Annotated in this window: 21 protein-coding genes; 7 read left to right on the forward strand and 14 right to left on the reverse strand. The window is 70.6% G+C overall.

Features of this window, described 5'->3' with window-relative positions; all coding sequences use genetic code 11:
- Positions 1-138 precede the first annotated feature (138 nt).
- From coxB to ACFQPS_RS00940, 3 genes are all read left to right on the forward strand, one after another.
- Positions 139-1,161, forward strand: a complete 1,023-nt coding sequence (gene coxB / locus ACFQPS_RS00930) for a cytochrome c oxidase subunit II (RefSeq protein WP_377355656.1) — start codon at positions 139-141, stop codon at positions 1,159-1,161.
- Between the two features lie 4 nt (positions 1,162-1,165).
- Positions 1,166-2,794 (forward strand): cytochrome c oxidase subunit I, encoded by a 1,629-nt coding sequence (gene ctaD, locus ACFQPS_RS00935; protein ID WP_377355658.1) that lies wholly within the window; start codon positions 1,166-1,168, stop codon positions 2,792-2,794.
- A gap of 146 nt (positions 2,795-2,940) precedes the next feature.
- Positions 2,941-3,177 carry a hypothetical protein gene (locus tag ACFQPS_RS00940; RefSeq protein ID WP_377355660.1) on the forward strand — a complete coding sequence of 79 codons (237 nt, stop codon included), beginning with the start codon at positions 2,941-2,943 and terminating at the stop codon, positions 3,175-3,177.
- A 42-nt stretch (positions 3,178-3,219) separates the two neighbouring features.
- Here ACFQPS_RS00940 and ACFQPS_RS00945 read toward each other — a convergent pair whose 3' ends face one another.
- Both ACFQPS_RS00945 and ACFQPS_RS00950 read right to left on the reverse strand, forming a co-directional pair.
- The gene (locus ACFQPS_RS00945; RefSeq protein WP_377355661.1) at positions 3,220-3,477 is read right to left on the reverse strand and encodes a hypothetical protein; all 258 of its coding nucleotides are present in this window, start codon (positions 3,475-3,477) and stop codon (positions 3,220-3,222) included.
- A gap of 569 nt (positions 3,478-4,046) precedes the next feature.
- Positions 4,047-5,342 carry a DUF3422 family protein gene (locus tag ACFQPS_RS00950; RefSeq protein ID WP_377355663.1) on the reverse strand — a complete coding sequence of 432 codons (1,296 nt, stop codon included), beginning with the start codon at positions 5,340-5,342 and terminating at the stop codon, positions 4,047-4,049.
- Between the two features lie 362 nt (positions 5,343-5,704).
- On the opposite strand from ACFQPS_RS00950, the gene ACFQPS_RS00955 reads away from it, so the two are divergent.
- On the forward strand, positions 5,705-6,967 hold the full coding sequence (locus ACFQPS_RS00955) for a molybdopterin molybdotransferase MoeA (protein ID WP_377355665.1): 1,263 nt from the start codon (positions 5,705-5,707) through the stop codon (positions 6,965-6,967).
- 10 nt (positions 6,968-6,977) lie between these two features.
- Here the strand turns inward: ACFQPS_RS00955 and ACFQPS_RS00960 are convergent, their stop codons facing one another.
- From ACFQPS_RS00960 to ACFQPS_RS01015, 12 genes are all read right to left on the reverse strand, one after another.
- Entirely contained in the window at positions 6,978-8,033 is a 1,056-nt protein-coding gene (locus ACFQPS_RS00960; RefSeq protein WP_377355667.1) for a hypothetical protein, read from the reverse strand.
- Positions 8,034-9,600: 1,567 nt separating this feature from the next.
- Positions 9,601-10,380 (reverse strand): MinD/ParA family protein, encoded by a 780-nt coding sequence (locus tag ACFQPS_RS00965; protein WP_377355669.1) that lies wholly within the window; start codon positions 10,378-10,380, stop codon positions 9,601-9,603.
- Positions 10,377-11,369: a flagellar biosynthesis protein FlhF gene (locus ACFQPS_RS00970; protein ID WP_377355671.1), complete on the reverse strand. Its 993-nt coding sequence runs from the start codon at positions 11,367-11,369 to the stop codon at positions 10,377-10,379. Before ACFQPS_RS00970 ends, ACFQPS_RS00965 begins: the two co-directional genes overlap by 4 nt.
- A 56-nt stretch (positions 11,370-11,425) precedes the next feature.
- Positions 11,426-13,531 carry a flagellar biosynthesis protein FlhA gene (flhA, locus tag ACFQPS_RS00975; protein WP_377355673.1) on the reverse strand — a complete coding sequence of 702 codons (2,106 nt, stop codon included), beginning with the start codon at positions 13,529-13,531 and terminating at the stop codon, positions 11,426-11,428.
- Positions 13,532-13,577: 46 nt separating this feature from the next.
- On the reverse strand, positions 13,578-15,032 hold the full coding sequence (gene flbD / locus ACFQPS_RS00980; protein WP_377355675.1) for a sigma-54-dependent transcriptional regulator FlbD: 1,455 nt from the start codon (positions 15,030-15,032) through the stop codon (positions 13,578-13,580).
- An 82-nt stretch (positions 15,033-15,114) separates the two neighbouring features.
- Positions 15,115-16,020: a motility protein A gene (locus ACFQPS_RS00985; protein WP_377355676.1), complete on the reverse strand. Its 906-nt coding sequence runs from the start codon at positions 16,018-16,020 to the stop codon at positions 15,115-15,117.
- Between the two features lie 5 nt (positions 16,021-16,025).
- The gene (gene fliN, locus ACFQPS_RS00990) at positions 16,026-16,295 is read right to left on the reverse strand and encodes a flagellar motor switch protein FliN (RefSeq protein WP_234703861.1); all 270 of its coding nucleotides are present in this window, start codon (positions 16,293-16,295) and stop codon (positions 16,026-16,028) included.
- 78 nt (positions 16,296-16,373) lie between these two features.
- Complete coding sequence (locus ACFQPS_RS00995; protein ID WP_377355678.1) at positions 16,374-17,090, reverse strand: FliH/SctL family protein; 717 nt, start codon at positions 17,088-17,090, stop codon at positions 16,374-16,376.
- A gap of 31 nt (positions 17,091-17,121) precedes the next feature.
- Positions 17,122-18,777 (reverse strand): flagellar basal-body MS-ring/collar protein FliF, encoded by a 1,656-nt coding sequence (gene fliF, locus ACFQPS_RS01000; RefSeq protein ID WP_377355680.1) that lies wholly within the window; start codon positions 18,775-18,777, stop codon positions 17,122-17,124.
- 272 nt (positions 18,778-19,049) lie between these two features.
- Positions 19,050-20,585: a phospholipase D-like domain-containing protein gene (locus tag ACFQPS_RS01005; protein ID WP_377355682.1), complete on the reverse strand. Its 1,536-nt coding sequence runs from the start codon at positions 20,583-20,585 to the stop codon at positions 19,050-19,052.
- A 16-nt stretch (positions 20,586-20,601) separates the two neighbouring features.
- Positions 20,602-20,784 (reverse strand): CsbD family protein, encoded by a 183-nt coding sequence (locus ACFQPS_RS01010; protein WP_377355683.1) that lies wholly within the window; start codon positions 20,782-20,784, stop codon positions 20,602-20,604.
- Between the two features lie 85 nt (positions 20,785-20,869).
- Positions 20,870-21,901 (reverse strand): VOC family protein, encoded by a 1,032-nt coding sequence (locus ACFQPS_RS01015; protein WP_377355685.1) that lies wholly within the window; start codon positions 21,899-21,901, stop codon positions 20,870-20,872.
- 448 nt (positions 21,902-22,349) lie between these two features.
- Between ACFQPS_RS01015 and ACFQPS_RS01020 the strand changes: the two genes are divergently transcribed.
- From ACFQPS_RS01020 to ACFQPS_RS01030, 3 genes are read left to right on the forward strand one after another with little or no spacing between them, the layout of a single operon-like run.
- On the forward strand, positions 22,350-23,132 hold the full coding sequence (locus ACFQPS_RS01020; RefSeq protein WP_377355687.1) for a DUF3450 domain-containing protein: 783 nt from the start codon (positions 22,350-22,352) through the stop codon (positions 23,130-23,132).
- Positions 23,129-24,520 carry a MotA/TolQ/ExbB proton channel family protein gene (locus ACFQPS_RS01025; protein WP_377355689.1) on the forward strand — a complete coding sequence of 464 codons (1,392 nt, stop codon included), beginning with the start codon at positions 23,129-23,131 and terminating at the stop codon, positions 24,518-24,520. The genes ACFQPS_RS01020 and ACFQPS_RS01025 overlap by 4 nt, the downstream gene beginning before the upstream one ends.
- A complete protein-coding gene (locus tag ACFQPS_RS01030) occupies positions 24,504-25,028 on the forward strand; it encodes a MotA/TolQ/ExbB proton channel family protein (protein ID WP_377355690.1) in 525 nt (174 codons plus the stop codon). The genes ACFQPS_RS01025 and ACFQPS_RS01030 overlap by 17 nt, the downstream gene beginning before the upstream one ends.
- Position 25,029: the final 1 nt, after the last annotated feature.

Consider the following 25,029-nt stretch of genomic DNA (forward strand, 5'->3'; position numbering starts at 1 on the left):
CGGATCTCTCCTCCCCGAAATAGCCCGTCCCCTGTCCGGGCATATTCCCGTGCGGCGGTGTTCTCCCTGCGGAGCCCGGCGGCTCAGGCCGGGCGTGCTCCCCGCAGTCAGGGAGCCCGCAGCCAGGGAGTAGGATGCATGAGGATTTGGCCGAAGCGCCGGACGGGCGTGCCGTTCGCGCTGGCGGCGCTGCTGTGCGGCGGCGCATGGGCCCAGGAGCCGCTGGGCCAGCCCGTCGACTGGCAGATGTGGCATCAGGTGCCGGCGACGCCGGTCATGCAGCGGCTGGAGGATTTCCACTGGATGCTGCTGGGCATCATGGTGCTGATCTGCCTGCTGGTGGTCGCCCTGCTTGCCTATGTCGTCGTGCGCTTCAACGAGAAGCGCAACCCGACCCCCAGTCGGACCAGCCACAACACCGTGCTGGAGGTGGCCTGGACCGTCATCCCGGTCGTGATCCTGATCGCCATCGCCATCCCGTCGTTCCAGTCCCTCTACTACATGGACCGGGAGCCGGCGCAGGTGGACATGACGATCAAGATCACCGGCCGGCAATGGTACTGGGACTTCGAGTATCCCGACCATGGCGGGCTCCAGTTCTCCAGCTTCATCGTCACCGATGACGACCTGCCGGAGGACGGCCTCCGGTTGCTGGAGGTGGACAACCGCGCCGTCGTTCCCGTGGGTGCCAACATCCGCCTGCTGATCACGGCGGGCGACGTGCTGCATTCCATGGCGATGCCCTCGCTCGCCATCAAGCGCGACGCCATTCCCGGCCGGCTGAACGAATCCTGGATGCGGATCGACCGGCCGGGCGTCTTTCGCGGCCAGTGCTCCGAGATCTGCGGCACCAACCACGCCTTCATGCCCATGGTGATCGAGGCGGTGGAGCCGGAACGCTTCGCCGCCTGGATCAACGAGCGCCGGGCGGAGGCCGGGCTGGAGCCGATGACGGCCCAGGTCGCCTTCGCGCCGCTTGCCGCTTCCTCGGAGGATGCTCCGTCGGACGAAGCGGCGCAGGAGGACGCGCGGGCTGACGTACCCGACGGCATCGCCAGCGGCATGGCGGCGGCGGACCCGCCCGTCATTCCGCCCGCCCCCGACGTTGCAACCGTCGGACCTTCCGCCCAGCCCGCCGGGCCGGCGTCCGGCCAGGAGTGACATCATGGTCGAAGTGAACCACACCGGCACGCCGCGCTCCGACGGGGCCGGCAGCCACTCCCCGGAGGGGCACGGGGATCACCGGCCGGGCTTTGTCCGGCGCTGGCTGTTCTCCACCAACCACAAGGACATCGGCACGCTCTACCTGATCTTCGCCGCGGTCGCGGGGCTGATCGGAGCCGTCTTCTCCATCATCATGCGGCTTGAGCTGCACAGTCCCGGCCTGCAAGTGGTGGAGGACGGGCAGCTCTGGAACGTCATCGTCACGGCACACGGCCTGATCATGGTGTTCTTCGCCATCATGCCGGCGCTGATCGGCGGCTTCGGCAACTGGTTCCTGCCGATCATGATCGGCGCCCCGGACATGGCGTTCCCACGCCTGAACAACATCAGCTTCTGGTTGCTGGTCCCCGCCTTCCTGCTGCTGCTCGGCTCGGCCTTCGTCGATCTCGGCGCCGGCACCGGCTGGACGCTCTACCCGCCCCTGTCGAGCAATCTGGGCCATCCGGGGCCGGCGGTGGACATGGCGATCTTCGCCCTGCATCTGGCCGGCGCCAGTTCCATCCTGGGCGCGATCAACTTCATCACGACGATCTTCAACATGCGCGCGCCGGGCATGACGCTGCACAGGATGCCGCTGTTCGCCTGGGGCATGCTGGTGACGGCGTTCCTGCTGCTGCTGGCCGTGCCGGTGCTGGGCGGCGCCATCACCATGCTGCTGACCGACCGCAACTTCGGCACCCACTTCTTCGAACCGGCCGGCGGCGGCGACCCGGTGCTGTTCCAGCACCTGTTCTGGTTCTTCGGGCACCCCGAAGTCTACATCATGATCCTGCCCGGCTTCGGGATCATCAGCCACGTCGTTTCCACCTTCAGCCGCAAGCCGATCTTCGGCTATCTCGGCATGGCCTACGCCATGGTGGCGATCGGCGTGGTCGGCTTCGTCGTCTGGGCCCACCACATGTTCGCGGTCGGTCTGGACGTGGACACGAAGGCCTATTTCACCGCGGCGACGATGATCATCGCCGTGCCGACGGGCATCAAGATCTTCTCCTGGATCGCCACCATGTGGGGCGGCTCCCTCAGCCTGAAGACGCCGATGCTGTTCGCGCTGGGCTTCATCTTCCTGTTCACGGTGGGCGGTGTGTCTGGGGTAGTGCTCGCCAACGGCTCCATCGACATCACGCTGCACGACACCTATTACGTGGTGGCGCACTTCCACTACGTGCTCAGCCTGGGGGCGCTGTTCTCGATCTATGCGGGGATCTACTACTGGATCGGCAAGATGAGCGGCCGCCAGTATCCGGAGATCCTGGGGAAGATCCATTTCTGGCTGGTCTTCATCGGCGCCAACCTGCTGTTCTTCCCCATGCACTTCCTGGGCACGGCGGGCATGCCGCGGCGCATTCCCGACTATCCGGACGCCTATGCCGGCTGGAACGCGCTGGCGTCGTGGGGCGGCTATCTGTCCTTCGCCGGGCACGCCGTCTTCGTCGTCACGATCCTCTACACGATCTTCGCCGGCCGGCGCGTCGGTTCCGACTACTGGGAGACGGGGGGCACGACCCTGGAATGGACGCTCTCCAGCCCGCCGCCCTTCCACCAGTTCGAGACGCTGCCGCGCATCAAGTAGGCCGGGGAGCGTCAGACAGATCGGGCAAAGCAAAAGGCCGTCCGGGATGACCCGGGCGGCCTTTCTGCGTCTGCCGGTGCCTTGTGGATGGTTGGCCCGGACGGGCCCGGTGCGCTACATCTGGGGAGCCATCGCAGGGGAAGGTCATGAAGCTTGAGGACAGGCTGGCGGTGAAACTCCTCGCCCAGGCGCAGGCCGCGCTGGGCAAGGCGGTCAACGAGACCCTGTGTACCGAGCCCGACCGGCGCATCGTGCGCGCCATGGTTGCGGAGGCGGCGGAGCTGATCCGCGAGTTCGAGGAACAGTATTTCGAACTGTCCGCCGCGGAGGCGGACAGCGGTCCCGGCAGGCATCCCGCGTCGGGACCGGACCGGAAGCCCTGACGCCGCCCGCCGGTCCCGTACCGGTCCGCGCCGCGGACGTCTTCAGGCCACCATCCCGCAGCAGGCACCGAAGCTGCGGAACACCTCGCCCCGGCTGTCCTGGCGGCGGCCACCGTTGCCGGCCAGCGCCGCTTCGCGCTGACGGGCGGCCCGTTCGGCGGCGGCGATGCTGGTGAAGCGGCGGCCTTCCAGCGTGCCGTAGCACGGGTGGGAAGCGAAGAAGCGGTAACCGTCGCCATCGGCGACAGCGATGCCGGCGGTGGTGGTCGCGGTTTCGATCACAAAGGCGGTACTGGACATGAAAAATACCTCCCGCGGGCAGCGGCGCTGCCCGCGTATCAGACGTTCTATCGTTCGGGAGACCCGTCAGCGCCGCGGTCGCGGCGTCCGGGTCGTGGGCCTCAACAGGTCAGCAGGCCGGCATTCGGCTGCGACATGACGACCTGCGCGCCATGGGCATCATGGCCATGGTCATCGCGGCCATGGCCATCGGGACCATGCCCGTGGTGTCCATGCCCGGGGGATCCAGGGACACCCGGGAAGCGGGCATGGCCCGACCGGCGCCTTTCAGGACCCGTGTGCGCAAACGCACGGGGCCACGGGAAAAATCCGGGAAAAGGGGATGCGGGGAGGCGATGGCCATGGCGACCATGGTGCCCTTCCTTTCTCTCCATCGAGAGCCACGAAGGGACTTCGTGGCGCTTTAGCGTTTGGTGACGCGGCGCAAGCTGCTTCGATCAAATGCCCGCGGGCCCTGATACCGGGCCATGCCTGGACCCCCCATGGGATCCAGGCACCAGAGTTAGGCATGGCTGCGCCGATGTCAACCGTCAAAGAACAACAGAGCCGGGAGGTTATCCTCCGGTGCGTCATCCTTTCGCCATCAGCGCCTCTTTCAGGCGACGGACCGCCAGCCAGACCGCGCCGACCACGACGGGGGCGGCGATGGCGGCGAACAGCTCCTTGGAGACGGGGATGCCCAGCGCCGGCAGCCCGTCCACCACGTACTTCAGGAGCCCCACGGCGTAATAGCTGATGGCGAAGACGGACAGCCCCTCCACCGTCTGCTGGATGCGGAGCTGCGCCTTCGTCCGCCGGTCCATGGAGCGCAGCACGCCGGCATTCTGCTCCGCCAGCCGCACGTCCACGCGGGTACGCAGCATGCCGCTGGCGCGGGCGAGACCTTCGCCCAGCTCGGACTGCCGGCGGCCGACCGCCTCGCAGGTGCGCACGGCCGGGAAGAAGCGGCGGGAGAGGAAGGAGCCGATCCGCTGCAAGCCGCCGATCCGCTCCTCCCGCAGCTCGTCCAGCCGGCGGGAGATCAGCTCGGCATAGGCGGTGGTGGCGCTGAAGCGGTAGCGGGTGCGCGAGGCGAGTGCCTCCGCCTCGGCCGCCAGCAGGGTCAGCTCGTTCAGCAGCCCTTGTTCGGCATCGGGCGTCAGCGCTCTGGCGGTGCTGCTGACGATCTCGGACAGGCGGTGCTCCATGGCGGAGAGCTGACCGCCAACCTCCTGCGCCAGCGGCAGGGAGAGCAGCGCCATCATGCGGTAGGTCTCCAGCTCCACCAGTCGCTGCACCAGCCGGCCCGTGCGGTCCGGCGTCAGCAGCCGGACATCGCGCAGCAGCATCCGGCTGAAACCGTCGGGGCGGATGCGGAAGTCCGTCCAGGCCAGTGCATCGCCGGCATAGACGGAGGAGCCGACCGCCTCTCCGCTGGGGAACAGGATCGAGATGCGCTCCTGCCAGTGGGCCTGACCCGCCCCCGGTTCCACCCGGACATGCACGGCGACCAGCCGCTCTCCCGGCAGCCGGGCGGCCCAGGCCTCCAGCTCCGGGCCCAGGGCCGACCAGTCATCGTCGCCCGCCAGCCCGTCCGCCGCCACGGTGATGGAGGTGAATTCCGTATGCCGTTCCCATTTGAGCTGGCGGGTGCCGATCCGCGCCAGCATGTGGCGGTCGCCCGGCCCCGGCGGGGGGACACCATGACAGCGGCACAGCTCCGCCACCATCTCCCGTTCCAGCGACGCGGGCTCTCCCGTCAGGATGGCGAGGTGGGTTACCCGCGACGGTGTGCGGACATAGAGGCTCGGCCGGGCATGTACCTCGTCGTTGAGGCGGCGGCGCTGGGGATGGTGCTGCGCCACGGGCTGGACCTGAACGTCCATGCGGGTCTCCTGCGGGCGGGGGCGTCGATCGGAACAGGACGGCGGGCTGTCAACGCTCCCCCCGGGCCGGTGCCCCGGTGTCCGTGCCGGCCGGGGGAAGCCGCACCTTTAGATAGGTCGATTCAACCCCTTAGAAAGGACCCTGGTGCAGATCCGCGGTTGCCGTTCCGGCAGAGCCGGCATGTCGATCTGTCCGATTGGCAGCGGCGGCCCTGCCGGAGAGGATGGCGCCGGTTTCGCCGAATGCGCCATCGACTTCCGCGGCCCGCCGCCCAAGTCTGCCGCCCAAGTCTGCCATCTGCGATGCCGCCCGCCCCGTCGACGGGGCCGGGCCGTTTCCGAGCTTTGCCACGAGGTGCCCCTTGGCTCCGCTTCCCGACGACCGCCCCGCTTCCGCCGGGCCGATTCTGCCTGTCGCCAGGGCGGAGGAACTGCTGCGCGACCGGTTCGCTCCCGTGGCGCCGATCGAGCGCGTGCCGCTGCCGGCCGCGCTCGACCGCGTGCTGGCGGAGGAGGTCGTCGCCGCCCTGGACGTTCCCCCGCAGGACAGCGCGGCCGTGGACGGCTATGCCGTCCGTCACGCCGACCTGGAACCGGATGCCGGGACCACGCTGCCGCTGGTCGCGCGGATCGCCGCCGGGCATCCGGCCGCGGCGGCCGGGGAGAAGGGGGCCGTGCGGATCTTCACCGGCGCCCGCCTGCCGGCGGGGTTCGACACCGTGGTGATGCAGGAGGACGCGCGGGCCGAGGGCGCCAGCGTCGTGCTGCCCGCCGGGATCGAGCCGGGCGCCAACCGCCGCCGGGCCGGGGAGGATGTGCGCAAGGGAACGGCCATCCTGCGGCCCGGGCGCCGGCTGCGTCCGCAGGACATCGGGCTCGCCGCTTCCGTCGGGGCGACGCGGCTCGCCGTGCGCAGCCCGCTGCGCGTGGCCGTGCTGTCCACCGGGGACGAGATCGTGGACCCGGCCTCCCTTGCCGGCCGGCCGTTGCCGCCGGCCGCGGTCTTCGACAGCAACCGCTACACGGTCACGGCCCTGCTGCGCCGTCTGGGCTGCGACGTGACCGACCTGGGCATCGTGCCGGATGCGGCGCCCGCCATGCGCGAGGCGCTGACCGCCGCGGCCCGCCGCCACGACCTGGTGGTGAGCAGCGGCGGCGTCTCGGAGGGGGAGGAGGACCATGTCCGGGCCGCCCTCCAGGCCGCGGGCCATCTGGATTTCTGGCGGCTGGCGATCAAGCCCGGCCGGCCGGTCGCCCTGGGCCGGATCGGGGAGACGCCGGTGGTCGGGCTGCCCGGCAGCCCGGTGGCGGCGATGATCGCCTTCCTGACGCTGGTGCGGCCCCTGGTCCACCGGTTGCAGGGCTGCGAAGCGGCGGACCCGCCGCCGTTCCCCGTGCGTGCCGCCTTCGCCTACACCAAGAAGCCGGACCGGCGGGACTATCTGCGGGTGACGCTGACCCGGGCGGCCGACGGGACGCTGGAGGCCCGCCGGTTGTCCCGGGACGGATCGGCCGTCCTCTCCGCCATGGTCGAGGCCGACGGGCTGGTCGAGCTGGACGAGGCGGTGACGGCGGTGGCCGAGGGCGACATGGTGCCCTGCCTGCCGCTCGGCAGCCTGTTCTGAGCAGGCCCGGTCAGGCGCGCACGGTCCCGCCGGCCCCGCCGCCGCGGCGGATGGCGACCCAGCCGTGTGCGCCGGTCTGGAAGCCGAGGCTGCCGGCATAGCCGAACAGCTCCAGGCTCTCCCGGAACAGAGCGTTCAGGTCGCGGGTCATGGCGGCCGGCAGCAGCTCGCGGGTCCGGACCATGAGGTCGAGCTGGCGCGGGCGCACCAGCCCGTCGAGCTGCATCGGGCCGAAGCGGCTGAACTCCACCTCCAGCAGGAAGCGGGTGGCGCCGGTCCGCCCGCGCCCCCCCGGCGCCGCCGGGCCGTCCTCTCCCTGGCGGAGATAGAGCTGGAGGCGGCCCGGCCGGTCCGCCTCCCCGAAGGGCACCGTCCAGGCACGCCAGCCGTCCGGCAGCGGCTCCTGCGCCTGCCGCGACAGGGTCCGGAAATCCTCTGTCAGACGGTGCAGCAGCTCGCCGCGGCCGCTGCCTTCCAGGGCCGAGACGGCGGCATCCCCGAGCCAGCCGGCGGCATCGCCGCCCCGGATGGCGGAGAGGAAGAACAGCAGGTTGGCCGCCAGCCGGCGGTTCGGCTGGGGCAGCACCGCCGCGGCCACGGCGCGGGCCAGGGTCGGGTCGCTGGCGGCCAGCGTCTCCATCACCTCGCGCAGGGCCGGCCAGTCGTGTCCGGCGGCCGGGTCCAGGCGCGCCGGGGGCGCGGACCGGGCGGCCGGTGCCTCGACGGACAGCAGCAGCCCCGATCCGGCGGGCAGGTCCGTGCGCGCCTGCAACAGCAGCGTCCCGTGCGGCGTGGTGACGACCGCCAGCCCGCCGGCGGTGCTGCCCGTCAGCGTTCCGGCGATCCCGCCCGGCGGCCGGGGAGCCGGCCCGGTGTCCGCAGGGATGCTCGTCTCGGCAGGGAGCGGACCGGCGGGGCCGGGAGCGGGACCGGAGGGAGCGGGGGGTGCGGCGGCGGCCGTGTCGGTCGCCAGGATACGGACCAGCAGGCTCTGTCCCGGCATCAGCCGCTGCGGGGGCGCCGGCTGCGGCGGCGGGGCGGCCGGCGCCCCGGGCGTCTCCGTCATTCCCTCTGCCTCGGCCGGAACCGGGGGGGTGCCCGCCGGGGGTGCCGCCGCGGACGGACGTGGCGGCCCGGCAGCCTCCGGAGCGGCCCCCGGCGGCCCGCCGGGCGTTGCGGTCAGGGGACGGGCCGGTGCCGCGGGGCCTTGTGTTCCGCTGCCCTCCGGCTCCGGCTCCGGCTCCGGCGGGACGGTGAGACGGTCGAGGGGCGCTCCGGATGCTGCCGGGCCAGGGACTGCCGCACCCGGGACTGCCGCGCCCGGGACTGCCGCACTGTGCGATGGTACGGGCGTCCCGGCGGGAGCGCCGGTTCCTCCCAGGGAAGCCGCCGCTGCCGGACCGGAGAGGGTCGGTCCGGCGGAGGGCGGGGCGAGGCGGGGCAAGGGCGGCCCGTCTCCCCCCTCCGGAGAGGCTCCGCCCGCCGGCGCCGGGAACGGCACCACCCCGGGGATGACCGGAAGGACGGGAAACGTCGGCAGGGCCGGGACCGGCGGCAACGGTACGGTCGGAAGGGGGACGACGGGCAACGGGGGGAGGGCGGTGACCGCGGGAAACCCTGCCGCCATGCCGGCTGCCGTCATGCCCCCGGCCACAGGCAGTCCCGCCATCGGGAGCCCCACCATCGGGAGTGCTGTGCCGGGTCCCCCTGCCGGGGGGGCTCCTGCCACGGTCGGCGCCTGGATCTGTCCCGGCGCCGTCGGCTGGCCGGGAGCGGGGGAAAGCGCCGGTGCAGGCGGCCCGCCGGCCGGTGCCGTGCCCTGGGGGGTGCCCGACGTCCCCTGCGGGGGCGGGGCCGAGGTCGGCGGGGATGCGGCGGCCTGGCCCTGACCCGCCGGGGCCGGCGACGATCCGGCGGCGGCCGTCAGGGCCTCGGCCGGCAGCGGCAGGGCGGTCTGGCCGCCGGCGCTCCCCGGCAGGATCAGGCCCAGCCCCGGGGCAGCCGGCGCCGGTGGGGTGCCGGCGCTGCCCGTCGGCGCGGACGAGGCGGCCGAGCCCTGGCCGGTTGCCGCCGATCGGAGGTCCTGGCCCGGCCGGACCGGGGAGGCGATGACGACCGCCGTCACCACCGCCCCGGGCTGGAGCAGCGGTGGCGTTCCCGTCGGCGAAGGCACGGGAGCGGCCGGGGGCCCGGTCCTGGCCGTCGCGGGGGGCTGTGCCTGCCCCGCGGCGGGGGGGGCAGCCGTCGGGGGAGTGGCCGGCGCGGGGACCCGCGGCGCCGGCGTGGCGGTCGGAGTCGCAGGGGCAAGCGCGACGGCGCGCAGCAGGGCCGCGGCCGTTCCGGCAGCGGTCGGCGGAGGGGCGACGATCTGGAGGGAGACGGGCCGGTCCGTCGGCAGCGGCTGCGCCGTCCGCACCACGACATCGCCGGCGGAGGTGCGCAGCGTGGCGCTGCCGCCCTCCTGAGCCACGACCTGACCGGTCAGCATCACCGAGCGGTTCAGCCCGGCCAGCCGGTCGGGCAACCGCTCGATCGTCACCTCCCCCAACGGCAGCAGCATCTGCCCGGCCTGGGGAAGGCCGGTGCTGCCGGAACCGGGCGGGACGGCGGTGGTCACGGCGGCCGCCCGGCTTTCAGGGCAGGGCGGCGAGGCGCTGGGCGATGGCCTCCACGTCCTGGGCCGCGTCGCTGCCCGGCGAGCGCATCAGCAGCGGCGTCTGCGACCGGATCGCCTCGCGCACCTTCTGGTCTCGGCGGACGATGCCGGCCAGCGGCGGCTCCTTCTTCAGGAAGCGGCGGCAGGCCGACAGCAGGGTGTCGTAGGTCTTCTCTCCCTGGCCGCGCGTTTCCGCCATGTTCACGACGACCCGCAGGTCCGCCCCCGGATTCGACTGGTAGCCCAGCTTCAGGAAGGCATAGGCGTCGGTGATGGAGGTCGGCTCGTCCGTCGTCACCACCAGCGTGGTGCGGGCCGGCCCGGCGAAGGTGCGGACATTGCGGTCCACGCCGGCACCCAGGTCGATCACCACGGTGTCGTAGCTGCGCGACAGGTCCAGCAGGTCCGTGCGGAGCTGCTGCAAGCGCTGCGGCGGCAGGTTGGCGAGGCTGCCCGAGCCCGAGCGGCCGGCGATGATGTCGAAGCCGCCGTCGCCGAAGCGGGTGACGGCGCCGGCCAGATTGACCTGGCCCTCGATCACCTGACCGAGGTCGCGCTTGGGCATCAGCCCGAGCTGGATATCCACGTTGGCGAGGCCCAGATCGCCGTCGAACAGCAGGGTGCGACGGCCGATCCCGGCCAGCGCATGGGCCAGGGTGATGGAGAAGAATGTCTTGCCCACGCCACCCTTGCCGCTGGCGATGGCGATGACGTTCCGGCGCGCGGCCGATGCTGCGGGAAAGGCGAGTTCGGTCATGAATGCGTCCCTGTCTGCTTGGCACGGCGCTGGCCGGCCTCGGCTTCAGGCATCATCAGTCGGGCGAGCTGGGTGGGCGAAAGCGGGGTCAGCCCTTCCGCCACCTTCGGGGTGGTGCTGGCATCGGTGAGGGCAAGGCCCCCCTCGTGCGCGGCGGCGAGCAGGCTGCCCAGCCGTCGGGCCAGATCCAGCCGGGTGGGCAGCAGGCGGGTGACCCCGACATCGGCGAAGGCGCGGGCCGTCTCCGCGGCTTCCACCGCGTCCAGCCCGGCGGGCATCACCAGCACCGGGTCCACGTCGGCGGCGGCGAGATACTCGCGCAGGTCGCGCATGTCGGCGGCGCTGTAGGGGTTGCGGCCGGCGCTGTCGATCACGACCTGTTCGATCCCGCGCTGCACCTCCAGCGCACCGGCCAGGGCGGGCGGGTCCTCCACCGTGATCAGGCGCAGCTTCAGCACGCGGGTGAAGGCCTGGAGCTGTTCGATGCCGCCGGCGCGCACCGTGTCGGTGGAGATCACACCGACCGGCCGGCCGCGCAGGGCGGAACGGGCACAGAGCTTGGCGATGGTCAGGGTCTTGCCGCAGCCGGGCGGGCCGACCAGCATGATCGGCCGCGGTGCCCGTGTCTCCGGCAGGGGGGAGAAGGTGAAGACGGCGTCCAGCGCGGCCGAGAGCGCTGTCAGCGGGTCGCGGGCGTTGAGGTCGGCGATGCTGTCCAGCATCTGCGCGCTCAGCTCCTGCGGCACCCCGTGGCGCAGCAGCACGTCGGACACCTGGTCCTGCACGTCCGGACCGAGCGGGGCGGCCAGCCGCAGGGGGGCGGCGCCCAGGCCGCCCAGCATCTCGTCCTCCTCGATCGCCGCCGTGACGCGGACGCCGACGCCCTCCTCCTCGCGCGTGGCGACGATGATGGCATCGTCGCCCAGCACCTCGCGGACCAGCCGCATGGCATCGGCCATGGTCGGGGCGTGAAAGGACTTCAGCCGCATGGCAGGTCTCTTCGTTCAGCCATCCCCGTGTCCTCGTCGTCTCCCCGTTCCCCGCATCAGATCTGCCCCAGCGTCTTGATCTTGGCCTTGGGGTGGATCTCGTTCTGAGACATCACCACCGTCGCCGGACGGAACCGCTCGATGATGGAGCGGACATAGGGCCTGACGCCCGGACTCGTCAGCAGCACCGGCGCCTCACCCTGCATGGCGAAGCGCTCGAAGGTCTGGCGCACCACCGTGATGAACTGTTGCAGCCGCGACGGCGCCATGGCGAGCTGGCGGTCCTCGCCGTCCCCCACGATGGCTTCCGCGAACGACTGCTCCCAGTCCGGAGACAGGGTGACCAGGGGGATGTACCCCATATGGTTGGTGTTGGCATCCGAGATCTGCCGCGCCAGCCTGACGCGCACATGCTCGGTGATCTGGGTGATGGCGCGGGTATAGGCCGTGGCCTCGGCGATGCCCTCCAGGATGGTCGGCAGATCGCGGACCGAGACCCGCTCCGACAGGAGGTTCTGGAGCACCCGTTGCAGCCCGCCGACGCTGATCTGGCCGGGCACCACGTCGGCGACCAGCTTCTGGTGCTCCTTGCCCAGCTCGTCCAGCAGCTTCTGCGTCTCGGCGTAGGACAGCAGATCGGCCATGTTGTCCTTCACCACCTCGGTCAGGTGGGTGGTGATGACGGTGGGCGGATCGACCACCGTCAGCCCCTTGAACATGGCCTCCTCGCGGTAGGCCGTTTCGATCCACATGGCCGGCAGGCCGAAGGTGGGCTCCGTCGTCGTCTCGCCCGGCAGGCCGATGGGCTCGCCGCGCGGGTCCATGCAGAGCAGCATGTTCGGGCGGATGTCGCCCTTGCCCGCCTCGATCTCCTTGATCCGGATGACGTAGGTGTTGGGCGGGAGTTGCAGGTTGTCCTGGATGCGGACCGACGGCAGGATCACGCCGATCTCCCCGGCGAGCTGCCGGCGCAGGCCGCGGATCTGGTCGGTCAGGCGCTGGCCGGCCGGGCTGTTGATCAGGGCCAGCAGGCCGTAGCCCAGCTCCAGCCGGATCAGGTCGATGGCGAGGGCGGAGGAGATCGGCTCCTCCGGCACCGGCGGCGGCGGGGTCGCGGCGATCTCCTCGCGGGCCCTTTCCTCCGCCTCCTTCTCCCGCACCCGCGGCAGGTAGTAGGCGGCGAAGCCCAGGGCCGCCGCGGCCGGCAGGAAGATGAACCAGGGCATCCCCGGCAGGAAACCCAGCACGCCCACCAGCACCGAGGTCAGCCCCAGCGCCACCGGGTAGAAGGTGAGCTGGCCCACCACCGCCTTGTCGGTCGATCCCGGCGTGCCGGACTTCGACACCATGAGGCCGGCGGCCAGCGACACCAGCAGGGCCGGGATCTGGGAGACCAGCCCGTCGCCGATGGTCAGCTTGGTATAGGCATCGGCGGCGGCGGCGAAGGTCATGTCCTCCTGCCCGATGCCGATGATCATGCCGACGATGACGTTGACGAAGGTGATGATCAGGCCGGCGATGGCATCGCCGCGGACGAATTTCGAGGCACCGTCCATGGAGCCGAAGAACTGGCTCTCGTCCTCAAGCTCCTTGCGGCGGGCGCGGGCGGACGCCTCGTCGATCAGGCCGGCCGACAGGTCGGCATCGATCGCCATCTGCTTGCCGGGCATGGCATCCAGGGTGAAGCGCGCCGCCACCTCGGCGATGCGGCCGGCACCCTTGGTGATGACCATGAAGTTCACCAGCGTCAGGATCGCGAAGACCGTGATGCCGATGATGAAATTCCCCCCCATGACGAAGGAGGCGAAGGTCTCGATGACATTGCCGGCGGCGTCGGAGCCTTTGTGGCCCTCCGCCAGGATCAGGCGTGTCGACGCCATGTTCAGCGCCAGCCGCAGCATCGTCGAGATCAGCAGGATGGTGGGGAAGCTGCTGAAATCCAGAGGCTTCTGGATCGACAGCACGACCATCAGGATCAGGATCGAGAAGCTGAAGGAAATCGTCAGGCCGATGTCCAGCAGCCAGGTGGGCATCGGCAGGATGAGGACGACGATCAGCGCGACGATGGCGAGGGCGAAGGCGACTTCGCTCCGCTTCATCGACTGCCAGATGGCCGGCAGGTTCAGCGCCTGCAACGGGCTGCGGCCGGTCTCGTCGGTCATCCGCGACCTCCCCGTCCGGGGTATGTCTGCTTAGGCGCCATGACGCTCATGCCGTCGCCCGTTCGTCCGCGTCCGATCCCGCGGGCGGCGGAACGGCGATCCCCTCCTCGGAATACTGCTTGAGCTTGTTGCGCAGGGTCCGGATCGAGATGCCCAGGATGGTCGCCGCGTGCGTCCGGTTGCCCAGCGTGTGGGACAGCGTGTCCAGGATCAGGTCGCGCTCCACCTCCGCCACGGTCCGGCCCACCAGCGCCTGGGTCGGGCTGCCGGGCGGCTGCCCGCCATAGGCGGCCGCGGCCCCGGCGAAGCCACCGGAAGCCCCGCCGTAGGCGTTGGCCGCGGCGGCGGCGCGGGAGGCGAGCGGGGCCGCGGGCTCCGCCGGCTTCGGCGCCGCCACCGGGTCAGCCCCCGTCAGCAGGATGGCCTCGGGCCCGATCTCCGCCGTGGACGACAGCAGCACCGCCCGGTGCAGGGTGTTCTCCAGCTCGCGCACGTTGCCGCGCCAGTGGTGGGCCTGGAGCATCGCCATCGCCTCCCGGCCGATGGTGCGGTCCGGCAGGCCGTTGGCCTCGGCGTACTTGCGGGCGAAGTGCTGTGCCAGCAGCGCCACGTCGGCCGGACGTGCGCGCAGCGGCGGCAGGGTCAGGTTGACGACGTTGAGGCGGAAATAGAGGTCCTCGCGGAAGCGTCCGGCCTTGGCCTCGGCCAGCATGTCGCGGTTGCTGGTGGCCAGGATGCGGATGTCCACCTTCACCGGCTGGCTGCCGCCGACGCGGTCGATCACCCGCTCCTGGATGGCGCGCAGCAGCTTGGCCTGGAGGCGCAGGTCCATCTCCGAGATTTCGTCCAGCAGCAGGGTGCCGCCGTTCGCCTCCTCGAACTTGCCGATGCGGCGGGCGACGGCGCCGGTGAAGGCGCCCTTCTCGTGCCCGAACAGCTCGCTTTCCAGCAGGTTCTCCGGGATCGCGGCGCAGTTGACGGAGATGAAGGGACCGTTCGCCCGCCGCGACTTGCGGTGGATGTGCCGGGCCATCAGCTCCTTGCCGGTGCCGGACTCGCCGGTGATCAGGACCGAGGCGTCGGACGGCGCGATCTGCTCGGCCAGCCGCAGCACGGCCGCCATGGCCGGGTCGTGGCTGACGATGGCATGGCTCTCCTCCGCGATGGCCTCCAGCACGGCGCCGATGAGCTGGGCATCGGGGGGCAGGGGGATGTATTCCTTCGCCCCGGCCCGGATCGCCTTGACCGCGGCCTGCGCGTCGGTGCCGACGCCGCAGGCGACGACGGGCACGGCGAAGCGCTCGGCCTTCAGCCCGTCGATCAGCAGGCCCACGTCCAGCTTGACGTCCACCATCACCAGGTCGGCGCCCTGGCCGCTGCGCAGGGCCGTGAGCGCGCCGTCGATGCTCTCCGTGTGGGCGACCTTGGCGCCCCGCTGGAGGGCGATCTTGCCGGCCGCGGTGATGTAGCCTTCCAGCGTTCCAACGATCAGCAGGCGCATCGGGGCAACCCTCTCCGGGTCATCGGGGGCATGGTCGGTTCGGTCGGTCGGGTCGGGAGCGGGCCGTGCATGGCATCCGCCTTCAGTCGAAGGTGCTGAGCCGGAGTTCCGGCGGCAGCACGGTGTTGATCAGAATCTCCAGCCGGCGCGGATTCTCCTGCCGCGCGACGGAGCCGGCGCCCAGCATGTAGAGGCTGCTCACCAGCGCCTGCACCTCGGCGTTGCGCTCCACCTTTCCGGCGAGGGGGGACAGCACCATGCTGCCCAGCACCGCGCCGTAGAAGGTGGTCAGCAGCGCCACCGCCATGGCCGGGCCGATGCTGGCCGGGTCCTGGAGGTTGTCCAGCATCTGGACAAGACCGACCAGGGTGCCGATCAGCCCCATGGCGGGGGCGACCTCGGCGGCGCGGCGCAGCACGGCGGCGCCGGCGCGGGCGCGGGCCTGGTCGGCCTCGATCTCGGTGCGCAGGATGCGCTCCACGTCGTCGGCCGGCAGCCCGTCCACGATCATCTCGATGGAGCGTTGCAGCACCGGCTCCGCGGCCAGCGACGGCGCCAGCGGCTGCAAGGCCAGGGGGCCGTTGCGCCGGGCGATGTCGGCGAGCTGGAGCACGTAGCGCGCCACCGCCTGCGGGTCGTGCACCGTGCGGGTCACGGCGCCGAGCAGCAGGCGGCCGGCGGACGCCACGTCCCGCATGGAGAAGGAGACGGCGGTCACCGCCACGGTGCCGCCCAGCACGATGGCGACCGAGGGCAGATTGAAGAAGGCGCCCAGGCTGCCGCCCAGCGCCAGCGCCGCCCCGACCAGCCCGAAGCCGCCGACCAGACCGAGAACCGTCGCCAGATCGATGCCGCCCTTCGGCCGCAGCGGGCGCGGCAGGGCTCCGCCGCGCCCGGCGTCGGCCGCGACGGGGGGCTGCTGCGCCAGGGCCTGCGACCGGGCGCGGGCCTGGGCGAGAACGGGACCGGGCTGTCTGGTGTCGGTCATCGCCCTCATCCCCTGTCGGACTTGATGATCTCGGTCATGGTCACGCCCAGCCGGTCCTCGACGACGACGACCTCCCCGCGGGCCACCAGCCGGTTGTTGACATAGATGTCGATCGCTTCGCCGACCTTGCGGTCCAGCTCCACGACGGCGCCACGGCCCAGCTTCATCAGCGAACTGACCTGCATGGTGCATTTGCCCAGCACGGCGGAGATCTGGACCGGGATGTCGTAGACGGATTCCAGGTCCTTCACGACCATCACGGCGTCGGCGTCCATCTCGGAGCGGCCGGCGCCGTCGAACTCGTTCAGGCCCATTTCATCCTTGGCGGCCATTCGTCAGGCTCCCTCAGCGGATCAGGGACGGGCGGTCGCGGCAGTCGCCGCGGGACCGCCCGGAATCCCGGCCGGCAGACCGCCGGCAATGCGTTCGATCTCGGTCCACAGGTGGGTGACGTCGCGCTCCGCCGCGCCATCGCCCCAGTCGGCCCGCACGTCCAGCTCGCCCATCCGGGGATCGGCCAGAAGCGACAGGGTGCCGCCGAACCCGGCCCGGACGGCCATCTCCTCCAGATGCGGGCGCAGCGCCTCCAGCCGGCTCTCATGCACCCGCAGCACCAGCTTCGGCTCCTCCGCCAGTTCCAGCAGGAAGGCGGCTGTGGTCGTCTCCACCTCCGCCAGCCCGTGCTGGCGGGCGAGCGCCGGGAACAGCTTGCGGACGATGGCGAGCGCCAGCTCCCGCGCCTGTTCCGTCTGCCGGTGCCGCGCCTCCGGCTCCGCCGCCAGCAGCCGGCGCAGCACCTCGTCGACCCGGCCCAGCGCTTCGGTCAGGGCCTGCTGTGCAGCCGTCTCCGCCGCTTCCCGGCCGGCGGCCGTGCCGGCCTCATGCCCTGCCGCGTAGCCCTGGTCGCGGGCGGCGGCCAGCTTCGCCGCCAGCTCGGCTTCCGTCAGCGTGACGGTCGGCTCCGGCGGGGGGGCGGGCTCGGCCTCCGGCTCGGGTTCGGGCTCCGGCATGATCTGCCGTCCGAACTCGTCGAAGGAGATGTCGAACTGGAACTTCTGGATCGTCGGCATGGCCGGGCGTCACGTCCTGAGCGGGGGCCGCTCAGCTTTCCTGGTAGAGCCAGTTGCGGATGATGGAGACGGCCTCCTCCGGGTGCTTCTCCACGATCTCGCCCACCTTGCGCAGCGAGGAGGCGCGGACGCGGCCGTCCACCCGGTTGATGTCGATCATCTGTTCCAGTTCCTCGTTGGCCTGGGCCGCCTCCAGCGCCAGTTCGCGGGCCAGCGCGCCGCCGCCCGGCCCGGCGAGCTGCGGCACGCCGTCGCCGCCGGTCAGCAGGTCAGGCTCGTCCTCAAGCTGCGGCGTGCGGTCCAGCGCGCGCGCGACCAGGGGCTTGATGACCAGCAGGATCACGAGGATCGCCACGATCGCCAGGACGATGGTCTGGGCGATGCGGAAGACATCCTCCTTCGGCAGGCCGAAGATCGTCTCCTCGCCCAGTCCGGCCAGATCGTCCGGGGTGGCGAAGCGCATGTTCACCACCTCCACCGTGTCGCCGCGGGCGGCATCGAAGCCGATGGCGGATTCCACCAGCCGGCGGAGCTGGTCCAGCTCCGCCTCCGGGCGGGGCTGGTAGGTGGAGGTGCCGTCCTCCGCCGCCGTGTAGGTGCCGTCCACCAGCACCGCGACGGACAGCCGGCGGATCTGGCCCGTCTCCCGCTCATGCACCTTCACGGTGCGGTTGATCTCGTAGTTGATCGACTCCTCGGCCCGGCTGGTCTTGGAGGAGGAGAGGCCGGAGGCCGTGTTGGTGGCGTCCGCGGTCGGCAGGTTGTTCGCCACGGTCACCGGGTCGATGCCGTCGCGGTTCTGGTCCTCGGACTGCTCATTCACCGTCTGCGTGCTGCGGACGACCTGGCTGTCGGGGTCGTAGATCTCGCTGTTCGTCGTGATGCGGTCGAAATCCAGCTCGGCCGACACCTGGGCCCGGACGCGGCCGAAGCCGACGGTGCGGGACAGCAGGTCCTCCACCGTCTGGGTCAGGCGCTGTTCATAGGCCAGCTTCTTCTCCTCCGCGGTGGCGAGCATCGCCTCCTGGGAGTCCGAGCCCATGCCACGCGCCAGCACGTTGCCCTTGTCGTCCACGATGGCGACCATGTCGGGTTCGAGCTGCGGCACGGCGGCGGCGACCAGGGTCTGGATCGCCAGCACCTGCTCCTTGCCCAGGCTGGCGCCAGGGCGCAGGCGGACGAAGACGCTGGCGGTGGCGGTCTGGTTCTGGCGGGAGAACAGCTCCCGCTTGGGCAGCACCAGATGGATGCGCGCCGCCTGCACCGGTTGCAGGGTCTGCACCGTGCGCGACAGCTCACCCTCAAGCGCGCGGAGCTGCTGGATGTTCTGCATGAAGCTGGTGGTGCCCAGCCCTTCGGGCTGGTTGAACAGCTCGTACCCGACATTGCCGCCGCTGGGCAGGCCCTGCTGCGCCATCAGCATGCGGACACGGCCGACCTGATCGGACGGGACCTCGATGCGGGTGCCGTCGGCGCTGGCCTTGTAGGGGATCTGCTGCTGTTCGAGCTGCTGGACGATGGCGCCACCGTCGGCCGGGGTAAGGTCGCTGTAGAGCAGCGACATCCCCGGGGAGGACCATTGCGACATCATGTAGACGAACAGGCCGACGATCACCAGCGTGGCACCGCCGATGGCCGCAAGGCGCACGGCGCCGAGATTCCGCAGGGTCTGGAGGAAGGAGTCCACGGGCACCGCTCCCACAAGGATCCGACGCGGCTGGGCGACGGCCGGTCTGTCCTGATTCTACACAGGCCCATCACCCATTTCGAGGCAGGATGCGAACATTCGGTGAATGGGGGATTAAGCCACTGGGCAAATTTTGCCCAATTTGGAAGAGGTGCGACGATCATGCAACAGGGAACATGGCCTTCAGCGTCGCCGAGGGCCTTGCATTCTGCATTGATGGGCGCGGGCGGGGAGGGGGTACGGGGAGGCGCGGCGGCCGGGCGGCCCGGTTCTTATCCGGGCTTCGAGGCGCGCCGCCGCCGGCGGTTCAGCCAGCTCCAGTCGATCCGGTGCAGCAGAGTCTGCAACGGCCAGCGCGGCCGTTCCGGGTCCAGCAGTTCGTTCTCGACGAAGAAGCTCTCGGCCGTCCCGACCTCGCCCGCCTTCAGCGGCACCAGGGTCCGGCCGGGCCGCTGGCGCAGCGCCTCGATGGCGGCCAGCAGGGAGCCGCCGGCCGCGGCCATGGCGCGGCGCAGATCGGCGACGGTGCAGCCCAGATGTTCGGCCGCCAGCCCGTCGCGGAAATCCAGCAGCGCGCCGCGTCGGGCATCGCTGTCCGGCCCGCCGGGGGGCACCTCGACGGCGAGGTCGCACTCGGTATCGAAGCCCATGGAGCGGTTGTTGATGTTGGAGGAGCCGATGCGCAGCAGCCGGTCATCCACCACCAGCACCTTTGAATGCACGAAGATCCCGCGGCCCCGGGCGGTCACCGGCGTGTAGATGCCGAAACGACCGCCGGGGTCCAGCCCGCGCAGGGCCGCCAGGATATGGTCGCGGGCCATGCCCATGGCTTGCTCCTCCAGCCAGCCGGGGGCTTCGGTCGGGTTGATGACGACGATCTCCGGCCCGTCCGGCTCGCTCAGGCGTTCCGCCAGGGCCTCGGCGATGCTCCGGCCGGCGAGGTACTGCGCTTCGATGTAGAGGCAGCGGCGGGCACTGCGGATCGCCGCCAGCCAGAGGGCCTCCACCTCGTGCGCCGCGGGCTGGTCGCCGTAGGCCGGCTGCGTGCGGGCGATGCCGACGGGCAGGTCGCGGAGCAGGGGCACGAGATCCGCCGGCCAGGGATCGCACCCGGCGGGCGGCGCCGGCAGCCGGTCGCCCGTGGCGGACTCCCAGCGGTCGCGGGCAAGCTGGCCCAGCGCCCGGGCGGCTTCACCGTCCACGGCCATGGTGACATCATGGAAAGGGGCATAGCGGGCGCCGCCGGGACGGCGTCTGAAATGCTCGAAATCGTGGTGGGCGCGGGTGTCCCAGCGGTCCGCCGTCACGTCGATGCCGCCGCAGAAGGCCAGGGCGTCGTCGATGACGACGATCTTCTGGTGGTGGCAGGCCCCGACGGGATGATCGGACGCCAGCCGGTACTGCAACCGGTCGCCCGAGCGCAGATCCAGCAGGAACAGCGGCACCATCCCGCGTGCCGCGGCCTGGAAGACGCTCAGCCGCCATTTCAGCACATGCACCCGCAGGTCGGGGCGCGACCGCACCAGCGCGGACAGCAGGCGCCCAAGCTTCTGCGGCTGTCCGGCTTCACGGCGGGGCGGTTCCAGGCGGATCCGGGTATCGAAGTCCCAGGCGATCAGCAGAACCTGGTGGCGCGCCTTGAGCAGCGCCTGTTTCAGGACCGCGAAATAGTCGGCCGCGTCCACGATCGGCGCGATCCGGTCCGCCCTGGCGACCTGCCAGCAGGTTTCGCCCGGGCGCAGCAGGCTGTCGGCCTGTGGCGCCCGGGCGTCCGGTTGGAAACGCGGGGATGTTCCCGTCAGCGTCATGCCAGAAGCGTGGCGTCTAGCGGGTGATGTCCTTGGCGGTCTGCTTGACGTCGCCCTTGACCTGCTGCGCACGGCCTTCGACGCGGTCGGCCTTGCCTTCCCGCTGAAGGTCCTTGTCGCCGAGGGCGTCGCCGGCCGTCTCCTTGACGTCGCCCTTGATCTCCCCGACCTTGCCGGAGACCTTGTCCTTGTTCGTCATGTCCGGTTTTCCCTTCGCTGGGCGCCATCGCGGCGCGAGCATGGGGTGAACAGCCGGATCGGGAAAACGTCACGCAGCCGGTCGCTCAGGCCTCGAACGCCGTCCAGTGATAGCCGTCGGGGGCGACGAAGGCGCAGGCCGGGCGGCCGAACTCATCTTCGACCACCGGGGTCACCTCGCCGGCTCCCGCCGCCGCGATCCGGTCCCGCAACGCGGCCAGCCCGTGGACCCGCAGGCAGTAGCCGGACAGACCAAGCTGTCCGGGCCGGCTCTCCCGGCGGGCGTCGGGCAGGGCGCTGGCGCTGCGGAAGCGCAGAACGCGCAGACGCGCCGCCCGGACCGGGGCGGGATCGGTCGCGGCCACCGCCGCGTCGAAATCCACCAGCCCGTGCCATTCGCCCTCCCGCAGATCCAGCAGGCGGGGAGCGCCCCGGGACGGATCGTAGGGCAGGGACTGGTCGGTGGCGCGCAGCAACCCGAGGGTGCGGTCGTAGAATTCCAGGATCTCCGGCCGGTCATCCTGGATCACCATGCCGAAATGCATGGCCGGTCCCGTCCGCATCAGGCAGGCCGGGTTGATCGTCGGCTGCGCCCGGCCGCTGCCGCCGAAGACCTGGACGCAGAGCAGCCGCCACAGCGGCTGCGTCAGGGTCATCTGGCGCGTCGCCGGCACCGGCTGGTCGAACGGGCGTAGCGCCGCCTCCGGACGCTGCGGCGGTACATGGACAGGGTCCACGAAGCCGATGGGGCCCCCCTGGGCGCGCAGAACCTCGGCATGGTTGGCGATGTTCAGGATGTCGTCGGTCAGGCACGCCAGCCAGCGGTTCCCCTGCACCCGCCAGGGACCGGTTCCCAGGCCGGGACCGGCCGGCCGGTCCCATACCATCAGGCGCAGGAGGCCCTGGTCGGCATCCTGGTGCAGCAGGCGGACGGAGTGCAGGGGACTGTCCACCCCGTAGAGGGTGCGGGCGGCGTCCGCGGCGAGCTGGCCGGCCGGTCCGACCCGGTAGCCGAACCGCTCCCAGTGGCGGATGGCGGCAACCGGGTCGCGCACACCGATGAAGGCTTCCTGCACGCCGCCGACGACACCGCTCCTGCCCGCATAGCGCTCGGCCATGGACTCCGCTCCCTTCGCCGTTCCCGGTCTGACTGCCCGGAATGCTCGCCCCCCGACTTCAGGACAGACTCTTTCACGCCGGTGGCGCTCTTCCAAATTCCATGCTCAATTGACAGGGCGGAACGTGTCGGATATGCGTCTGACACATTCGCCCTCTACCCATTGTGCATGGCGATGCGGCGGACAGAAAGTGGCTGAAAAAAGCCATAGCGACGGTTAAGCTGCCGAACCAGTCCGGCGGACGTGTCGAAGCGGGCGGGACCCGCGAACAGGCTGTCCGGATCATCAAGAACATCAAGGCTGCGTACCGGAGCAAGGCAGGAGGGCCAGGGGACAGCGCCATGGTGTATAGTAAATGATACGTTCAGCAAACTGATTCACCGGACATCAGCACAGATAATGTGCATCAAGGCGCCAAACTAGGCGCCCTAGGGCAGTTGGAGACTACATGACCCAGTCGAACCGCGCGCGGTATGCGGCCGTCGTGGCCGTGACCGCATTCCTGCTAGCCGGTGCCGGAACCGCCCAGGCCCAGCAGATCGAGCAGCTCATCGACCTGGAGAAGCAGGTCGCCCAGGCCGGTGCGCAGAGCCAGGCCAACGTGGACAAGATCGCGGACGAAACCGACCGGCTCCTCCAGGAGTACCGGACGGTCATGACGCAGATCGACAATATCAAGGTCTACAACGCTCAGCTCCAGGACCTCGTGAAGGCCCAGGGGACCGAGCGGCAGTCGCTGGCGACTCAGATCGAGAATGTCAGCGCCGTCGAGCGTGAGATCGTTCCGCTGATGCAGCGCATGATCGGCACGCTGGAGCAGTTCGTGAACCTGGACGTGCCCTTCCTCAGCCAGGAGCGGCAGGACCGGGTCCAGAGCCTGCGCACCCTGATGGCCCGTGCGGACGTCTCCACCTCGGAGAAGTACCGCCGCCTGATGGAAGCCTACCAGATCGAGAACGAGTACGGCCGCACCATCGAGGCCTATGACGGCCCGCTGGAGCAGGACGGCCGCGTCCGCCAGGTGTCGTTCCTGCGCTTCGGCCGCGTGCTGCTGGCCTACCAGACCCTGGACGGCAAGGAACAGGGGATGTGGGACCAGCGACAGCGCCAGTGGGTGGTGCTGCCCGAAAGCTACCGCGGCGCCATCCGCCAGGGTCTGGCCGTCGCGCGCAGGCAGGCCGCCCCCGACCTGATCGTTCTCCCCGTTCCGGCGCCGGAGGCCGCCCAATGATCCGCTTCACCCCGAAGATCCGCGGTCTTCTGATCGCCGGTGCCGTCGCCAGCCTGTTCACCGGCGTGCCGGCGGTGGCGCAGGACGCCTCCGCCCCCCAGACCCTGGACCAGCTCTTGCAGCAGGTCCGCCGCGGCAGCCAGGAGGCCGCGGAGCGCAACAAGCAGCGCGAGGCCGAGTTCCGCGCCGCCCGCAACGAGCAGGCGGCCATTCTGGAGAAGGCCAAGGCGGCCCTGAACCAGGAGCTGTCGCGCTCGCAGCAGCTTGAGCAGGAGTTCGCCAAGGGCGAGCAGCAGCTCGGCGAGCTGACCGCGCAGCTCCAGGAGCGCATGGGCACCCTGGGCGAGCTGTTCGGCGTCGTCCGTCAGGTCGCCGGCGACACCCGTGGCGTGCTGGACGAGTCCCTGATCACCGGCCAGTTCCCGGGCCGCTCGAAGCCGTTGGATCAGCTCGCCCAGAGCAAGGAGCTGCCGAGCATCCAGCAGCTCCAGGAACTGTGGTTCCTGCTTCAGCAGGAGATGACCGAGACCGGTCGTGTCGCCAAGTTCGACACCACCATCATCAACACCGACGGCGAGCAGCTCCAGGCTCCGGTCGTCCGTGTCGGCCCGTTCGTGGCCTTCACCGAGGGCGCCTATCTGCGCTTCGAGCCGGGCCAGGCCAAGTTCGTCGAGCTGGGCCGTCAGCCCGCCGACCGTCTGGTCCGCCTGACCGGTCCGGCGCTTGAGGCCCAGAGCGGTCTGGTCGATGTCGGCATCGACCCGTCGCGCGGCCAGCTCCTGTCGCTGCTGATCCAGGAGCCGACGCTCAGCGAGCGCGTGGACCAGGGTGGTGTCGTCGGCTACGTGATCATCGGCATCGGCATCATCGGCGTCCTGCTGGCGCTGGAGCGGATGATCAACCTCTCCATCACCGGCGCCAAGGTCCGCGGCCAGATGAAGGCCCGCGAGATCCGCAAGAACAATCCGCTCGGCCGTGTCCTCGCCGTCTACGACGAGAACCAGCACGCCGACGTGGAGACGCTGGAGCTGAAGCTCGACGAGGCGATCCTGAAGGAGATCCCGAAGCTGGAGCGTGGCATCAGCACCATCAAGGTGTTCGCCGCCATCGCCCCGCTGCTGGGTCTGCTCGGCACCGTCACCGGCATGATCAAGACCTTCCAGGCGATCACGCTGTTCGGCACCGGCGATCCGAAGCTGATGGCCGGCGGCATCTCCGAGGCGCTGGTCACCACCGTGCTGGGTCTGGTCGTCGCCATTCCGATGGTGCTGCTCTACAGCCTCTGCGCCGGTCGCGCGAAGAGCGTGATCGAGGTGCTGGAGGAACAGAGCGCCGGCCTGATCGCGCAACGCGCAGACGAGGAGCATTTCCGTGACCGAGCTGCTTGAGGCACAGAGGGCGATCGGGATCTTCCTGGAGACCGGCGGTGACGTCCTCCTGCTGATCATGTTCGTCACCTTTGCCTTGTGGCTGCTGATCCTCGAGCGCTTCTACTTCAACCTGTTCCAGCATCGGAAACTGTTCAACGATACGGTCGCCAAGTGGGAGGCCCGCCAGGACAAGAAGTCCTGGTACGCCTCCCAGTACCGGACGATGCTGATCTCGCAGGCGAAGGCGCAGATCGAAGCGAATGTCTCGATGATCAAGACGCTGGTGGCGATGGCGCCGCTGCTCGGATTGCTGGGAACCGTGACGGGCATGGTCGAGGTTTTCGACGTGATGGCCGTGCTCGGTTCCGGCAACGCGCGGGCCATGGCTTCCGGCGTGTCCAAGGCAACGATCCCCACGATGTCGGGCATGGTGGTTGCGATCTCCGGCCTCTACTTCAGCTTCATGCTGAGGCGGCGGGCCGACCGCGAGGTCGAACGCCTCTCCGACACTTTGGTTCAGGAGTGAG

The organism is Rhodocista pekingensis, from assembly GCF_042665545.1.
Classification (GTDB): domain Bacteria; phylum Pseudomonadota; class Alphaproteobacteria; order Azospirillales; family Azospirillaceae; genus Rhodocista; species Rhodocista pekingensis.

Excerpts from the sequence above, each read along its gene's own strand:
- flbD (WP_377355675.1), bottom strand. The coding sequence starts at position 15,032 with ATGCGCCTGCTGATCGTTGGAACGCTGGAAGGCTACATCACCGCGGCC.
- ACFQPS_RS00965 (WP_377355669.1), bottom strand. The coding sequence starts at position 10,380 with ATGACCGAACTCGCCTTTCCCGCAGCATCGGCCGCGCGCCGGAACGTC.
- ctaD (WP_377355658.1), top strand. The coding sequence starts at position 1,166 with ATGGTCGAAGTGAACCACACCGGCACGCCGCGCTCCGACGGGGCCGGC.
- ACFQPS_RS01025 (WP_377355689.1), top strand. The coding sequence starts at position 23,129 with ATGATCCGCTTCACCCCGAAGATCCGCGGTCTTCTGATCGCCGGTGCC.
- ACFQPS_RS00960 (WP_377355667.1), bottom strand. The coding sequence starts at position 8,033 with ATGACGGAGACGCCCGGGGCGCCGGCCGCCCCGCCGCCGCAGCCGGCG.
- ACFQPS_RS01010 (WP_377355683.1), bottom strand. The coding sequence starts at position 20,784 with ATGACGAACAAGGACAAGGTCTCCGGCAAGGTCGGGGAGATCAAGGGC.
- ACFQPS_RS00950 (WP_377355663.1), bottom strand. The coding sequence starts at position 5,342 with ATGGACGTTCAGGTCCAGCCCGTGGCGCAGCACCATCCCCAGCGCCGC.
- ACFQPS_RS01015 (WP_377355685.1), bottom strand. The coding sequence starts at position 21,901 with ATGGCCGAGCGCTATGCGGGCAGGAGCGGTGTCGTCGGCGGCGTGCAG.
- ACFQPS_RS00995 (WP_377355678.1), bottom strand. The coding sequence starts at position 17,090 with ATGCCGACGATCCAGAAGTTCCAGTTCGACATCTCCTTCGACGAGTTC.
- ACFQPS_RS00940 (WP_377355660.1), top strand. The coding sequence starts at position 2,941 with ATGAAGCTTGAGGACAGGCTGGCGGTGAAACTCCTCGCCCAGGCGCAG.
- fliN (WP_234703861.1), bottom strand. The coding sequence starts at position 16,295 with ATGGACGCCGACGCCGTGATGGTCGTGAAGGACCTGGAATCCGTCTAC.
- ACFQPS_RS01020 (WP_377355687.1), top strand. The coding sequence starts at position 22,350 with ATGACCCAGTCGAACCGCGCGCGGTATGCGGCCGTCGTGGCCGTGACC.
- ACFQPS_RS00970 (WP_377355671.1), bottom strand. The coding sequence starts at position 11,369 with ATGCGGCTGAAGTCCTTTCACGCCCCGACCATGGCCGATGCCATGCGG.
- ACFQPS_RS00985 (WP_377355676.1), bottom strand. The coding sequence starts at position 16,020 with ATGACCGACACCAGACAGCCCGGTCCCGTTCTCGCCCAGGCCCGCGCC.
- ACFQPS_RS00945 (WP_377355661.1), bottom strand. The coding sequence starts at position 3,477 with ATGTCCAGTACCGCCTTTGTGATCGAAACCGCGACCACCACCGCCGGC.
- ACFQPS_RS01005 (WP_377355682.1), bottom strand. The coding sequence starts at position 20,585 with ATGACGCTGACGGGAACATCCCCGCGTTTCCAACCGGACGCCCGGGCG.
- flhA (WP_377355673.1), bottom strand. The coding sequence starts at position 13,531 with ATGACCGACGAGACCGGCCGCAGCCCGTTGCAGGCGCTGAACCTGCCG.
- coxB (WP_377355656.1), top strand. The coding sequence starts at position 139 with ATGAGGATTTGGCCGAAGCGCCGGACGGGCGTGCCGTTCGCGCTGGCG.